This window comes from Arthrobacter sp. ZGTC131, from assembly GCF_002929275.1.
GTDB lineage: Bacteria > Actinomycetota > Actinomycetes > Actinomycetales > Micrococcaceae > Arthrobacter.
Genome location: NZ_PJIK01000005.1, coordinates 200149 through 213756, shown reverse-complemented (window position 1 = coordinate 213756; position 13608 = coordinate 200149). Strand labels below are relative to the sequence as shown.

Below are 13608 nucleotides of genomic sequence, written 5' to 3'. Positions count from 1 at the left end.
TCAGTCGTCGTCCGGCTCGCCGAGGCCCCGCGCGGCCAGCGCGTCTCCGGTGTGGCGGGCGTACGCGACGGTAGTGATGAAGACCGGCAGGACCAGCGCGCGGGGGTTGCGTTCCAGGCCCCGGGCCCTGGCCGAATCCCGGACGTCCCCAAAGGCCCCGGCGATGAACGGGATGCTGCGCAGCATGATGGCGATGGTGAGGGCGAACCGCTCAGGATCGGCGCCGAAGCGCTGGAACGGGCGGGCCAGGGACACCACGCCGTCGAGCAGCCGGTGCAGCGGTGTGGTTGCCGTCAGCAGCGACGCCGCCACCACGCAGAGCAGGATGTTCAGGACGATACGGCCTGCCGTGGGCGCCCCGAGCTGCCACCACTGAAACAGCCCGACGGCCAGTAGGACGGGAAGCAGCGGCCGGACCGCCCGGAAAAGGCGGGCCGGCCCCGCACCGCTGATCAGGAACAGCGCGCACATCAGGGCGAGGGCGCCGGCCGCCAGGCGCCAGTCCACGATCAGGAATGAGGCCATGCCGCAGGCCAGCACCACCAGGAACTTGAGCCAGAGCGGCATGCGGTGGATTACCGAAGTCCCCGGTACGTAGTTGGCGAGCAGGACGCCGTTGCCCTTCACCGGGCTTCACTCCTGCCGGATGCGTCGACACTGCCAGCCACGTTACGGCCGTGCGGAACCTCAAGGCTGTTCGCGCACAGGGCGCGGTAATGCGCGACGGCGGCGGCAGCACCGCCGTCGTACGCTATCCGGCCGGCCTCGACCACCAGGACGCGGTCCATGTCGAGGGCCAGCTCAAGGTCGTGGGTCGACATGACGATCTGCTGGCGGAGCCCGGCCAGCGTCCGGCGCAGCAGTTCGCGGTTCCTGAGGTCCAGAAGCGTTGACGGCTCGTCCAGCACCAGCACGTCCGGTTCCACAGCCAGCACGGCGGCGAGGGCGAGGAGCTGGCGTTCCCCGCCCGAGAGCTCGTAGATGCTCTGGTCGGCGAGGTGGAGCAGGCCGAAGCGGCCCAGTGCGTCGTCGGCCTGGCGGCGGCGTTCCGGCCCGTTCCGCACGGAGCGCCGCAGGGACAATTCAACGTCCTCGCGGCCGGTGGGCATGACCAGCTGGGACAGGGGATCGGTGAAGACAAAGCCCACCTGCTGCCGCACGGCCCGGACATTTCGGACGGTATCGGAGCCGTTGACGGTGACCGACCCGCCGGTCGGTGCAACCAGGCCGTTGAGCAGGCGCAGGAGCGTGGACTTGCCGGATCCGTTGGCGCCGATCACGCCGATCCGCTGCTCCGTCAGGCTGAGTGTTACGTCCTGGAGCAGGACCTTGGGGTCCGGGCTGCCATCGACTGCCACCCGGACCTCAACGTCGCTGAGGGAAACGGTGCTCACTGCTGCGGTGCGCCCAGCGGCCGGACCCGGCGGACCAGCAGGTCGGGGAAGGCCTTGTGCAGGGCGAGGGCGACAGTGACGGCGAGGACGTTCTTGATGATGTCGCCGGGGTAGTAGGCGAGGTCTGCAAGGAAGGCTTTGGAAAGCTCCAGCTTGGCGTTGACCATCATGCCGAGCACACCGAGACCGTGGATCACCACGATGCTGGTGACCATCGCGGCCGCGAACAGGAACACGCCCCGGTACTTCAGTGTCCGGCGGATGACGACGGCGGCGAGCCAGCCTACCGCTGCGGCAGCCAGGGGAAACGCCACGATGTAGCCGGCCGACGGGCCGGCCAGAATGCCCAGCCCGCTGCGCCCGCCGCTGAAGATGGGAAGGCCGGCGAGGCCGAGGAGCGTGTAAAGGCCGACGGCGGCGAAGGCCCGGCCGGGGCCGAGCGCCAGTCCGGTCAGGATCACGGCGAGGGTCTGCAGCGTGATGGGGACGCCCAGCCCGCCCACCGGAATGGCCGCGACGAGGGCCGAACCGGCCACCAGCGCGGCGAAGACTGCGATGAGTCCGAGGTCGGTGGCGTTCCAGCGGCTGCGCTTGGTTTGCTGGCCAGTGCTGGCTGAATGGGTCTGGGTCATGGCAGGTCCTGTCGGAGAAGTACAAACAATTATCGGCTGATGTCGACGTTACTGGCCCCGGAATACGGCCATTTTGTAGTGGTCCTACAAGGCTGGGCCGCTTAGGCTGAGGGCACGGCACAAACGGTCGGCGGCGTCCGCAATAAATGGCGTCCGGGGCCTCCTGCGGCGTCCGGTTATGGAGCCTTGCTGCGGCCGGTAGACTTGTAGAGGCCGTTCTCCCGGCCGCACCGTCCCGGCACCCACCAGTTTCCATCCGCTGTGCCGCGGCGTTTCCCTGTTGTGAAAGGCCTTACCTGCTTTGATTACCGTCCAGGATCTTGAACTGCGCGCCGGCGCCCGGCTGCTCATGGACCAGGTGAGCTTCCGGGTCGACAAGGGAGACAAGATCGGCCTCGTGGGCCGCAACGGTGCAGGCAAGACGACGCTCACCCGCGTGCTTGCGGGCGAGGGCCTTCCAGCGGCCGGCAAGGTGACCCGCACCGGCGAGATCGGGTACCTGCCGCAGGACCCCCGCACCCCGGACATGGAGCAACTCGCGCGGGACCGGATCCTCTCTGTCCGCGGCTTGGACGTCGCCGTCGGCAAGCTCCGCGTGGCCCACGAAGAGATGGCCAGCGAGGACGCCACCGTTCAGCGCAAGGCGATGAACCGCTACGACCGCCTCGAATCCGAGTTCCTGGCCGCCGGCGGTTATGCTGCCGAAGCCGAGGCCGCAGCCATCTGCTCGAACCTCGCCCTGCCGGACCGCCTGCTGAACCAGCCCCTCAGGACCCTGTCCGGCGGCCAGCGGCGCCGCGTGGAGCTCGCCCGCATCCTGTACTCGGACGCCGAGACCATGCTCCTCGATGAGCCCACCAACCACCTCGATGCCGATTCCATCGCCTGGCTGCGTGACTTCCTCAAGAACCACCAGGGCGGACTGATCGTGATCAGCCACGATACCGAGCTGCTCGAGGCCACCGTCAACAAGGTGTTCCTGCTGGACGCCAACCGCGCCCAGATCGACTTCTACAACATGGACTGGAAGCGCTACCTGACGCAGCGCGAAACAGATGAACGCGCCCGCAAGCGGGAACGCGCCAACGCCGAAAAGAAGGCCCAGGTCCTGTTCGACCAGGCCAACAAGATGCGGGCGAAGGCCACCAAGGCCGTTGCAGCGCAGAACATGGCCAAGCGCGCCGAACGACTGCTCAGCGGGCTGGAAGCAGTGCGCGAAAACGACCGCGTGGCCGCCCTCCGCTTCCCCGACCCGTCGCCCTGCGGCAAGACCCCGCTCACCGCGGACGGGCTCAGCAAGTCCTACGGCTCACTGGAAATCTTCACCGACGTGGACCTGGCCATCGACCGTGGTTCCAAGGTTGTCATCCTGGGCCTCAACGGCGCCGGCAAGACCACCCTCCTGCGCATGCTCGCCGGCGTGGACAAGCCCGACACCGGCGAAGTCATCCCCGGCCACGGCCTGAAGGTGGGCTACTACGCCCAGGAACATGAAACGCTCGACGTCAACCGCACCGTGCTGGAGAACATGCGTTCTTCCGCTCCCGACATGAAGGACGCCGAGGTCCGCGGCATCCTGGGCTCGTTCCTGTTCTCCGGCGACGACGTCGACAAGCCCGCCGGGGTGCTGTCCGGCGGCGAAAAGACCCGCCTGGCGCTGGCCACCATCGTTGCCTCGAGCGCCAACGTGCTGCTCCTGGACGAGCCCACCAATAACCTGGACCCCGCCAGCCGCGCCGAAATCCTCGGGGCACTGCGGAACTACGCCGGTGCCGTTGTTCTGGTGAGCCACGACGAGGGCGCTGTCGAGGCATTGAATCCCGAGCGTGTTGTTTTGCTGCCCGACGGCGTCGAGGACCACTGGAACGAAGATTACCTGGACCTGATTACGCTGGCATAGCCTCATCCTTTTGGCTGAGTTTCGGCGGCAGGTTGCGTCCGCTGCGCAGCGCGCGTAATTTGCCGCGTGCTCGCTCGTTCTCCCCACCGTCTCCCTAACCTCGCAAGCTCGGCCAGGGAACCCTGACGGCGTGGGCCCACGCCTTTGACGCACGCTACGCAAATCACCCTCGCTGCTTCGCTCGCGCGTTTCTCACCAGTCAGCTTGCCGCTGCTTAGCGGACCGGCATTTCCTTGGCTGCCGTGATCCTTTGCAGGTCTTGGTAGGTGATGGAGAACATCGAGTTGTGGTCTCCGGCTCCTGCCCAGAGGAGATCGTGGTTTTTTAGGGACTCGTCCAGCAGGGTTTTGATCCTTTCTGGGTGGCCGACGGGGGCCACGCCTCCTACTTCCTGCCCTGTGTGGTGGAGGACGAAGTCCGGGGCAGCGCGGCGGATCTTTCCGCCTCCCAGCTGCGAGGCAACCAACCGAACGTCCACTTTCGCCGCGCCGCTGGCCAGGATCAGCAGGGGAGCGCCGTCGAGTTCGAACACCAGGCTGTTGGTGATGGCCGCGACGTCGCAGCCGAGCGCCGCAGCCGCGGCAGCCGCCGTCGGGACCTTGTCCGTCAGGACGGTGACGGTGTCGCGGGCACCGGCCTCGGTCAGGGCGCGCCTCACATTAGCCACGGGATCGGGAAGGATGTCCGTACTCCTGTCGTCAGTAGCCTTGGGCATCCAGGATCGCGTCTTCCTCTTCTTCCGCCGTGGGGTGCTTGCGCTTTCGCGCTACCGGCGGACGACGGCGGGCTCCCGCACTGGCGTCGGAGGGCGCACCGCCGGCGGCGGCTGCTTCGGCGTCCTCGGCATCGATGGCCGCGTTGCGTGCCTGCTGGCGGGCTGCGTAGCCGAAGCCGACAAACATCAGGATGCCGAAAGCGAACCACTGGAGCGAGTAGGACAGGTGCGTCCCCTCTTCAACCGACGGCATGGGGAACGGCTGCGGCATGTCCGCTGAGGGCGGCGTTTCGGAGGCGAGCTGCCCGTAGGCTCCCGTCATGAGCGGGTATCCCAGCTGAGCGGAGTAGGCAGGCAGGTCGATGGACGCGAGCTGGCCGTCTGGCGCACCGCGCTGCAGGGCCGGTTCGCCGTGCTTCAGCCGTACCACCGCGGTGATCTGCCCGGACGGCGGGGCCGGAATGGAGTCCGGGCGCCCCGGGTTGTTGTTGCCAATGGGCAGCCAGCCGCGGTCAATCACCACGGTTTCGCCTGAGACGAGCTTAAAGGGCACCACCACCTCGTAGCCCGGCTGGCCGTTGAGCGGACGGTTACGCACAATCCGTTGCCCCGTGACGTCGTAGCTGCCCCGGAGTTCCACTTGCGTCCACTCATTGTCCGGGTTCAACTGCCGGAAGTCGTCCCTGGCGTCGTTGAAGCTGATGGGGGTGGCCGAGTAATTGGAGGTAACGCGCTGGATTTCGGCGAGCGTTTCAGCCCGCCGGTCCATCTGCCAGCGGCCCAGGAAGACGCAACCGGCGGCAAAGATTGCGGCCAGCAGTAGGTACCCGAGCCATTTGCTCGAGAACAGGAAACGGTACATTCAGCCGATCCCGCCGGTCGCTGTTGTGGCCTGGAGCGGAACTGTTTCCCTCCACAGTCCCCGTGTCTGCAGGTAGTCCTCCAGCCATTCCTTGTGCTCGCCGCACGCTAGCCACGCCTTCCGGCGCTCCGGCGTGTGGATCTTTGGGTTGTTCCAGAGCAGCTGCCACGACGCATCTGCCCGGCAGGCCTTGCGCGAGCACACAGCCGCGGACGCCGGCCCGGCAGTCTCGCCGGTCCCGCCGCCCAAGTTGAAAAGGTTCATGAAGCTTTCTGTCCCCGGTCGTCGTCGTCTTCATCACTGATCAGCTCGCCCTGCAGCACCGTTGGCTGGTCTTCGGGATACCCGGAGTCCTCTGATTCCCCGGTCCCTGGGTCATCCTTTGCTTCCAGTTCAGCGTACGGAGTGTAGTCGAGGAGCGAGTCGCTGTGGATCTCGGCTTTGTCGGAGCCGTTGGCGATCACCACGGCAATCCACGGCAGGAATAGGGCCCCGGCCACCGCAACGAGCTTCAACCAGCCATCCACCACGAAGATCAGAATCAGGCAGACCATGCGGATTCCCATGGCCAGCGCGTACTTGATCATGCGCTCCCGCATGTCCTCGGAATGCGCTGCAGCTGCGTCCGTGATGCTGTGTACCTCCGGATGACCGGATGCGGCGTCACGCTTCTCGGGCATCGGCTGTCCGGGCTGGTGTTCAGGTGTCACGGCTGTCTCATCACGCTCCAATAGCTACCTCAATTCTCTCACCATCCCGGGGAGCCCCCCAAACGGGCGCTAAGATCGGAGGCAGTAAAAATCCAGCCACCACAGCGGAGCCATGCTTCGCGGAAATCCGGAGCACTCATGTCTGAAGCAGCAACCACGGCCCGCAGCGTCCTCATCACCGGCGGGAACCGCGGCATCGGCCTGGCCATTGCGGAGGCCTTCCTGGCCAACGGAGACAAGGTGGCCGTGACGTACCGGAGCGAATCGCAGCTGCCGGACGGCATCCTCGGGGTTAAGGCCGACGTCACCGACGAGGCGTCCGTTGACGCCGCGTTCGCCGAAGTTGAGGCTGCCCACGGTCCCGTCGAGGTGCTGGTGGCCAATGCGGGCATCACCAAGGACACCCTCCTGCTGCGCATGAGCGAGGACGATTTCACCTCGGTAATCGACACGAACCTCACCGGAGCGTTCCGGGTCATCAAGCGGGCCTCCAAGGGCATGATCCGGCTGCGCAAGGGCCGCGTGGTGCTCATCTCCTCTGTCTCCGGCCTCTACGGCGCCCCGGGCCAGATCAACTACTCCGCCTCCAAGGCCGGGCTCGTAGGCATCGCGCGCTCCCTCACCCGCGAACTCGGCTCGCGCGGCATCACCGCCAACGTGGTGGCACCGGGATTCATCAACACCGACATGACCGCCGAGCTCCCGGAAGCTACGCAGAAGGACTACCTCTCCAAGGTGCCCGCCGGGCGCTTCGCCGATGCCTCCGAGGTGGCCAACGTGGTCCGCTGGATCTCCAGCGACGAGGCCGCCTACATCTCCGGCGCCGTCATTCCGGTCGACGGCGGACTGGGCATGGGCCACTAACTGCCGCTGACTTTGCCAGCTTCGCCCGCGCGACGTCGGCGGAAAGTTCTGCCTCCCCCCGGGCGGCAAGTCCAGCCACCACGCCGTCGACGTCGGCGTCGGGCCGGTTCTGGCTGAGTTTGTTCTTTGCCTCGATCCGCGTGATGAGCAGTTCGACGCCCACGATTGCGCGCAGCTGGCCCGAGATGTAACGTTCCGGTGCGTCGTCCACGGTCCACGGCCGCTCGGAGCGTGCTTCGTGGAGGTCGGTCAGCCGCCTGACGTGCCAGCTGAGCCAGTCAGGGTCGTGATGGACCGTGAGCTTTCCGTACACGTGGGCGGTGGAGTAGTTCCAGGTCGGCACGACGCGTCCGTGTTCTGCTTTCGACGCGTACCATGAGGGCGAAATGTAGGCGTCGCCGCCCTCGATGATGACGAGTGATTCGCCCATTGCAGGCTCTGACCACTGAGGGTTGTTCCGGGCGAGGTGTCCCTGCAGCGCGCCGTGCTCGCCGACCGAGGGATCGTAGACGAAGGGCAGCAGCGTGGCGAGGATACCTTGCGGGGTTGCGGTGATGAGGTTGGCCGCTGCCGGCCTCGTAAGAAGGTCCTGAACCGCGTCGGGGCGGGCTGCGAAGTGCTCCGGGGTGTACATGGGGCTTTCCTTTGCTGGGTGAGGGATCGTTCTTGCTGGATGGAGTCCTGTGATCAGCGGATCGTCAGGAATTGTGCGTTGCTTTCGGCGGATTAGCCGGACTTAGCCGCACACGAACCGCGGCGCCGGCACAGAGGATGACCGCCAGGCCGCCGGCCATGGTGTACCAGGTCAGGGCCTCGCCCAGCAGGAGTGCGGCCCAGCAGATGCTCAGGACGGGCTGGACAAGCTGGATCTGGCTAACCTGGGCCATGGGGCCGATCGCGAGGCCGCGGTACCAGGCAAAGAACCCGAGAAACGCGCTGACGACGCCCAGGTAGGCAAGGGCAGCCCACTGCGCCGGTGTGCCGGACGGCGGTTGCTGTGCCATGGAGAGTGTTGTCAGGAACGCCATCAGGGGCGATGCGAGCACGAGCGCCCAGGATACGGTCTGCCATGCGCCGAGCTCGCGTGCAAGCAGGCCCCCTTCGGCGTACCCGACGGCCGCGGCCGCGACGGCGCCGAGGAGCAGCAGGTCCGCCCAGTGCAGCTGCCCTGGGCCACCGGACTGGGCGAAGGCAAAGATGATCGCGGCAAGGGCGCCGACGGCCGTCGCAATCCAGAAGGCCAGCCGGGGACGCTCCCGCCCGCGGAGAACGGCGGCGGTTGCAGTCGCCGCCGGGAGTAGCGCGATGACGACGGCGCCGTGGCTGGCGGGCGCGGTGGTGAGCGCGTAGGACGTGAGCAGCGGGAAGCCGACGACGATCCCGCCGCCCACCACGGCGAGCCGCACCCATTGCCCACCCTGGGGAAGGCGCTGCCGGGTGAGCGCAAGGGCGAAGGCCGCCAGCACAGCGGCCAGGACCGCGCGCGAGGATCCGATGAACAACGGCGACAGGCCTGCGACAGCCATCCGGGTGAACGGAACGGTGAACGAGAAGGCCGCTACTCCGAGGAGGCCCCACCAAAGGCCGCTGGCCTGCCGGGACCGTACAGGCGATATCGCTGGGCGAATAAGAGTAGTAGCGCTACTATTGTCTTTCATGAATAACGATAGCAGTTCGCGGATTGCGATGCGACTCCGAAAGTGGATCGCCGTGGCCGCGCCCGGAGCCCGGCTGCCGTCCACCCGGTCACTCGTTGCGGAGTACCAGGCCAGCCCCGTCACCGTGCAGAAGGCCCTGCAAACCCTGACAACGCAGGGACTGATCGAGAGCCGGCCCGGCGTCGGGACGTTCGTCCGGGCCGTGCGGACCGCGCGCCCGTCGGACTACGGCTGGCAGACGGCGGCCCTGGGTTCGCCGCGCGCACCACTTCGCTATGCTGCCGCCGCGATGCGGAGCGCCCCGAACGACGTCATCGCATTCCACTCCGGCTACCCGGACCGGGAACTCCTGCCGGAGCGACTGGTGCGGGCCGCACTCACCCGGGCGGCCCGCGGCGACGCTGCCTTATCCCGTCCACCTGCGGCCGGACTGCCGGAACTGCAGTCCTGGTTCGCGCACGAACTCGGCGCCTCGACCCCGGTCGGGGTCACCCCGCCAACGCCGAGCGACGTCATTGTGCTGCCGGGAAGCCAAAGCGGGCTGAGCTCCATTTTCAGCGCCCTTGTCGGCCGGGGGCAGCCCCTGCTCATCGAGTCCCCGACCTACTGGGGAGCCATCCTGGCGGCGGCCCAGGCCGGTGTCCGCGTCGTTCCGGTGCCCAGCGGTCCCGACGGCCCGGATCCGCAGGAGCTGTCCCGGGCATTCGAGGAGACCGGTGCCCGGATGTTCTACGCTCAGCCGAACTATGCAAACCCCACCGGAGCGCAATGGGCGCCGGGGCGGGGCGAACAGGTCCTGGACGTCGTCCGCGCGAACGGAGCATTCCTCGTGGAGGACGACTGGGCGCACGACTTCGGCATCACCACCACCCCGGTTCCCGTTGCCGCCCATGACGATTCCGGCCATGTTGTCTACCTACGGTCGCTGACCAAGAGCGTCTCCCCGGCCATCCGCATTGCCGCAGTCATCGCCCGCGGGCCGGCCCGCGAGCGCATTCTGGCCGACAGGAGTGCCGAGACGATGTATGTGAGCGGCCTGCTCCAGGCCGCGGCACTCGACGTCGTCACCCAGCCCGGCTGGCAGACGCACCTGCGCGGCCTCCGCCTGCAGCTTCAGGCGCGCCGGGACCTCCTCGTCACCAGCCTGCGAGAGCACGCGCCGCAGGCCCACATCACCCACGTGCCCAAGGGAGGGCTGAACCTCTGGGCCCGCCTTCCCGACGGGACCGACCTCGAACGGCTCGTCCGCGAGTGCGAAACCGCGGGGATCATCATCGCCGCCGGCACAGATTGGTTCCCGGCCGAACCCGCAGGTCCCTTCATCCGGCTCAATTACGCCGGGCCAAACCCGGGTGCGTTCCCGGAAGGGGCGCGCATCCTCGGCGCGGTCCTGGAGCGCGGCATCCGCTAGGTACCGAGCGCTGCCACGAGCGGTCCCTCGGCTGGTGTGTCCTTCAGCCGGCGTGGTCGTAGGCTTCCCGGAGCCACCCGGCCACCTCGGCGTCGAGGTCAGCGGCCGAGCGCAGCTCCAAATGGTGCAGCCAGAGGGTGGGGGACGTGTGGACGATTTCCTTGAAGCGGCCCGAATCGAGGCGGCGCGGCAGGACAATCGAGAGGACCGCCGGAACGTTGGATCGGATGTACCGGCCCGGATTCCAGACGTAGGCGAATCCCCGCCGGTTGCGGAAGGCGATCTGGCTCTTCGTGATTCGCTCGGAGGCAGGAACCGTCGCCGCCAGCAAGGTACTGACGGCCCGGTACAGCTCCAGTCCCTCGGCAGAACCACGGAAGACTTCCTCCGGTGTGGACGTCTCGCCGCCCGGCGGGTTCATTGCGGTGCTTCCGCCGCTCCGACGACTGTCATGGCGGGAGCGTACGCCGGGGGTGATCAGGCAACAACCCGCGGCGGGGAAACTAGCTGCCCGGACCTTCTTTGTGGCGTTCCGACAATCGGATCGGGGATTTCCGCTGGCATGATGGACTTCAGACCTACAGTGATTTAGACGTTTGGAACAAAAGGAGCTCATATGGGACTGCTGGACAACAAGACCGCCATTGTGACCGGATCCTCGCGGGGTATCGGCGCCGAAGTGGCCAAGATCCTCGCCGGCGAGGGAGCCGCCGTCGTCGTTAACTACCGCCAGAAGGCGCCGCGCGCCAATAAGGTGGTGTCCGACGTCGAGGCCGCGGGCGGCCGCGCCGTGGCCGTTGGCGCAGACCTGACCACGGATGAGGGCGTGCAGGCCCTGGCGAGCGCCGCCATGGAGAACTTCGGCTCGCTGGACGTCCTGGTGCTCAACGCGTCGGGCGGCATGGAATCGGGCATGGAAGAGGGATATGCCCTCAAGCTGAACCGGGACGCGCAGGTCAACATGCTCAACGCCGCCGTGCCCCTCATGAAGGCAGGCTCCCGCGTGGTGTTCGTTACCAGCCACCAGGCCCACTTCATCAACTCGGTGCCCACCATGCCGGAGTACGAGCCCGTCGCACGCAGCAAGCGCGCAGGCGAGGACGCGCTCCGCGAGCTCCTGCCGGCCCTGGCCGACAAAGGCATTTCGCTGGTCGTTGTGTCCGGCGACATGATCGAAGGCACCGTCACGGCTACGCTGCTGGACCGCTCCAACCCGGGCGCCATCGAGGCCCGCCGCGCCGAGGCCGGCAAGCTGTATTCCGTGGCGGAGTTCGCTGAAGTAGTTGCCAGCATGGCCACCGCCGACGTCGAGTCCGGCCACACGGAGTATGCCGGGGGCGCCGACTACTTCGGCAAGGGCGCAGAGTAGCGATTTCCCGCGCCCCGTCCGGGGCCGGTTGTCCTGGCGACAGCCTCGTTTCCAAGAGCTCCGGGCAGTTGTCCTGCCCGGAGCTCTTGGCTGTCGCGACGCCCCAAGTCGCGACGCCCAGCCCGAGCGCCCGGGGCGTTGTCCATAGGGGCAGAGCCGTTTACGGTTTTATGCATGGAACAGCATCGAGAGGTGACCCGCCGAACCTATCCGTCAGGTGTCCCATGCTGGGTGGACACTCAGCAGCCCGACGTTGAAGCCGCCATGGCCTTCTACGGCGGACTCTTCGGGTGGGAGTTCGAGGACACCGCCCCGACCGGTGCCGCCGACAGGTACGTGATAGCCACACTCGACGGCCAGGAGGCCGGCGCGATCGCGGGCACCGGAACCGGCATCCCCGCTTGGCACACCTATGTGTCCGTGGATGACGCGGATGCTGCCGCGCGCCACCTGCTTTCGATCGGCGCCACCCTGAAATCGGCTCCCGCCGACTCTGGCTCAGGAGCAGTGCATGCGGTGCTGGCGGATCCCGAAGGCGCCGAGTTCCGTATCTGGCAGGCCCGGGGGCGGCCCGGGGCGCAGGCGGTCAATCTGCCGGGCGGATGGAACTTCAGTGACCTTCACACAACAAACATCGACGCCGCGGTCGCCTTCTACACCAAGGCGTTCGACTGGCAGTTCGACAACCTCGACTTCGGAACGATGATCCGGCGCCCCGGTTATGGTGATCACCTGGAGGCCACTGTCGACGCCAACATCAGGGTTCGCCAAGCGGGCGATGCCGTCCCCCGCGGGTTCGAGGATGCCGTGGCCTGGCTTGCACCTGCGGCCCCCGGCGAGCGGCCGCACTGGCACGTGACCTTCACTGTCGCGGACCGGGACCGCGCGGCCAAGGACGCAGAGCGCCTTGGCGGCGGCATCCTCCGGCAGGACGATACCGAGTGGACGCGGACTGTCCTGATTCGCGATCCCGGGGGAGCGGTGTTCACCGCGAGCCAGTACACGCCGCCGACCGGCTGAACCGACCCGGCTGAAATGCCCCGGCTCAGACGCCGGCGATGTGCCGCACGGCGTCGAGATACGGCATGTTCACGGCGGCGTCGGCCACGGCGCGCACCGCGGGCTTGGCGTTGAACGCGACGCCGATTCCGGCGGCGCCGAGCATGTCGAGGTCGTTGGCGCCGTCGCCCACGGCTATGGTGTGCTCCATGGCAACTCCCTCGGCGGCGGCCCATTCGCGCAGGTACTTCTCTTTCGCGGCGCGGTCGACCACCGCCCCGAGCACCTTGCCGGTCAGTGCGCCGTCGACAATTTCGAGCTCGTTGGCGATCCAGTAGTCCAGGCCCAGCTCCTCGGCGATCGGGCGCAGGATCTGGTTGAAGCCACCTGACACCACGGCCACCACATGGCCTGCGGCCTTGAACGCCGCCACGAGTTCCGCTGCCCCCTCGCTGAGCTTCACTTCGGCACGGACGGAATCGACGACGGCGGCCGGCAGCCCGGCGAGCACCGCCACCCGGGCGTGAAGGCTTTGGGCGAAGTCCAGCTCGCCGCGCATGGCGGCTTCGGTGACGGCCGCGACTTCGTCGCGCTTTCCGGCGTAGGCGGCGAGGAGCTCGATGACCTCCTGCTGGATCAGTGTGGAATCCACATCCATGATGAGGAATTTGCGCTCGGCCTTCCGCAGCTCCGCGGGCACGATGGCGGTATCCACGCCGCTCCGTCCGGCGTCCTCTTTAGCTGCGGCTACGCGGTGCCGCAGCCCGGCAATGTCGGCCGCGGATCCTGACTGCACGTCAAAGTCAACGGTGCAGACGTCATAGCGGCCGTCGCCGCCGCGCGAGGCCGTTCCAAATGTCGTGCCGGAACCGGCCAGCAGGGACCGGAGGTTTTCCGGTTCCGAAGGGGACAATTTCAGGCCGTAGCTGACCGCGGTCACGTTCGAACTCATGGCTGCAATCTTAGCCAGCGCAGCGGTGCCGCCCGAATTCGTTTCGCGGACCGGCCCCGCTCCGGCGACGTTCTGACGACGCACCGGGGGGAGGCAGCGTTCCGGTTATCAGTCGCACCCCGTTTTGTCCTAGTGTCTACTT

General features: G+C 67.3%; 16 protein-coding genes. 5 read left to right on the top strand and 11 right to left on the bottom strand.

Translation table 11 applies throughout. The features are described 5' to 3' along the window. The 3 genes from CXQ90_RS09205 to CXQ90_RS09195 are packed head-to-tail and all read right to left on the bottom strand — an operon-like array spanning position 1 to position 2026. Positions 1-627, bottom strand: coding sequence for an energy-coupling factor transporter transmembrane protein EcfT (locus CXQ90_RS09205; RefSeq protein ID WP_104138620.1), 627 nt, complete (start codon positions 625-627; stop codon positions 1-3). Continuing rightward, positions 624-1394, bottom strand: coding sequence for an energy-coupling factor ABC transporter ATP-binding protein (locus CXQ90_RS09200; protein ID WP_104138618.1), 771 nt, complete (start codon positions 1392-1394; stop codon positions 624-626). Before CXQ90_RS09200 ends, CXQ90_RS09205 begins: the two co-directional genes overlap by 4 nt. Beyond that, positions 1391-2026: a biotin transporter BioY gene (locus CXQ90_RS09195; protein ID WP_104138617.1), complete on the bottom strand. Its 636-nt coding sequence runs from the start codon at positions 2024-2026 to the stop codon at positions 1391-1393. The genes CXQ90_RS09200 and CXQ90_RS09195 overlap by 4 nt, the downstream gene beginning before the upstream one ends. A gap of 301 nt (positions 2027-2327) precedes the next feature. Here CXQ90_RS09195 and CXQ90_RS09190 point away from each other — a divergent pair, with 301 nt between their 5' ends. Next, on the top strand, positions 2328-3926 hold the full coding sequence (locus CXQ90_RS09190) for an ABC-F family ATP-binding cassette domain-containing protein (protein ID WP_104138616.1): 1599 nt from the start codon (positions 2328-2330) through the stop codon (positions 3924-3926). Positions 3927-4140: 214 nt separating this feature from the next. On the opposite strand, the gene CXQ90_RS09185 is transcribed toward CXQ90_RS09190, so the two are convergent. Genes CXQ90_RS09185 through CXQ90_RS09170 form a run of 4 tightly spaced genes read right to left on the bottom strand, consistent with a single transcriptional unit; the run spans position 4141 to position 6234 of the window. Continuing rightward, on the bottom strand, positions 4141-4641 hold the full coding sequence (locus CXQ90_RS09185; RefSeq protein WP_104138614.1) for a YbaK/EbsC family protein: 501 nt from the start codon (positions 4639-4641) through the stop codon (positions 4141-4143). After that, positions 4625-5503, bottom strand: a complete 879-nt coding sequence (locus CXQ90_RS09180) for an SURF1 family protein (RefSeq protein ID WP_104138613.1) — start codon at positions 5501-5503, stop codon at positions 4625-4627. Before CXQ90_RS09180 ends, CXQ90_RS09185 begins: the two co-directional genes overlap by 17 nt. After that, positions 5504-5767: a hypothetical protein gene (locus CXQ90_RS09175; RefSeq protein ID WP_104138611.1), complete on the bottom strand. Its 264-nt coding sequence runs from the start codon at positions 5765-5767 to the stop codon at positions 5504-5506. After that, positions 5764-6234 (bottom strand): DUF3099 domain-containing protein, encoded by a 471-nt coding sequence (locus CXQ90_RS09170; RefSeq protein WP_104138610.1) that lies wholly within the window; start codon positions 6232-6234, stop codon positions 5764-5766. The genes CXQ90_RS09175 and CXQ90_RS09170 overlap by 4 nt, the downstream gene beginning before the upstream one ends. Positions 6235-6351: 117 nt before the next feature. Between CXQ90_RS09170 and fabG the strand changes: the two genes are divergently transcribed. Further along, positions 6352-7077: a 3-oxoacyl-ACP reductase FabG gene (fabG, locus tag CXQ90_RS09165; protein WP_104138608.1), complete on the top strand. Its 726-nt coding sequence runs from the start codon at positions 6352-6354 to the stop codon at positions 7075-7077. Here the strand turns inward: fabG and CXQ90_RS09160 are convergent. Together CXQ90_RS09160 and CXQ90_RS09155 are read right to left on the bottom strand one after the other, a co-directional pair. Beyond that, positions 7040-7711 carry an FMN-binding negative transcriptional regulator gene (locus CXQ90_RS09160; protein ID WP_104138607.1) on the bottom strand — a complete coding sequence of 224 codons (672 nt, stop codon included), beginning with the start codon at positions 7709-7711 and terminating at the stop codon, positions 7040-7042. The genes fabG and CXQ90_RS09160 overlap by 38 nt on opposite strands. A gap of 64 nt (positions 7712-7775) precedes the next feature. Continuing rightward, a complete protein-coding gene (locus tag CXQ90_RS09155) occupies positions 7776-8735 on the bottom strand; it encodes a DMT family transporter (RefSeq protein ID WP_104138605.1) in 960 nt (319 codons plus the stop codon). Between CXQ90_RS09155 and CXQ90_RS09150 the strand changes: the two genes are divergently transcribed. Further along, the gene (locus CXQ90_RS09150; protein WP_104138604.1) at positions 8734-10146 is read left to right on the top strand and encodes a PLP-dependent aminotransferase family protein; all 1413 of its coding nucleotides are present in this window, start codon (positions 8734-8736) and stop codon (positions 10144-10146) included. The genes CXQ90_RS09155 and CXQ90_RS09150 overlap by 2 nt on opposite strands. A gap of 43 nt (positions 10147-10189) precedes the next feature. Here CXQ90_RS09150 and CXQ90_RS09145 read toward each other — a convergent pair whose 3' ends face one another. Beyond that, positions 10190-10567: a DUF5655 domain-containing protein gene (locus tag CXQ90_RS09145; RefSeq protein ID WP_104138602.1), complete on the bottom strand. Its 378-nt coding sequence runs from the start codon at positions 10565-10567 to the stop codon at positions 10190-10192. 195 nt (positions 10568-10762) lie between these two features. On the opposite strand from CXQ90_RS09145, the gene CXQ90_RS09140 reads away from it, so the two are divergent. Together CXQ90_RS09140 and CXQ90_RS09135 are read left to right on the top strand one after the other, a co-directional pair. Next, the gene (locus CXQ90_RS09140) at positions 10763-11515 is read left to right on the top strand and encodes an SDR family oxidoreductase (RefSeq protein ID WP_104138601.1); all 753 of its coding nucleotides are present in this window, start codon (positions 10763-10765) and stop codon (positions 11513-11515) included. A 174-nt stretch (positions 11516-11689) separates the two neighbouring features. Beyond that, entirely contained in the window at positions 11690-12535 is an 846-nt protein-coding gene (locus CXQ90_RS09135; protein ID WP_258064437.1) for a VOC family protein, read from the top strand. 25 nt (positions 12536-12560) lie between these two features. Here the strand turns inward: CXQ90_RS09135 and serB are convergent, their stop codons facing one another. Continuing rightward, positions 12561-13466: a phosphoserine phosphatase SerB gene (serB, locus tag CXQ90_RS09130; RefSeq protein ID WP_104138672.1), complete on the bottom strand. Its 906-nt coding sequence runs from the start codon at positions 13464-13466 to the stop codon at positions 12561-12563. Positions 13467-13608: the final 142 nt, after the last annotated feature.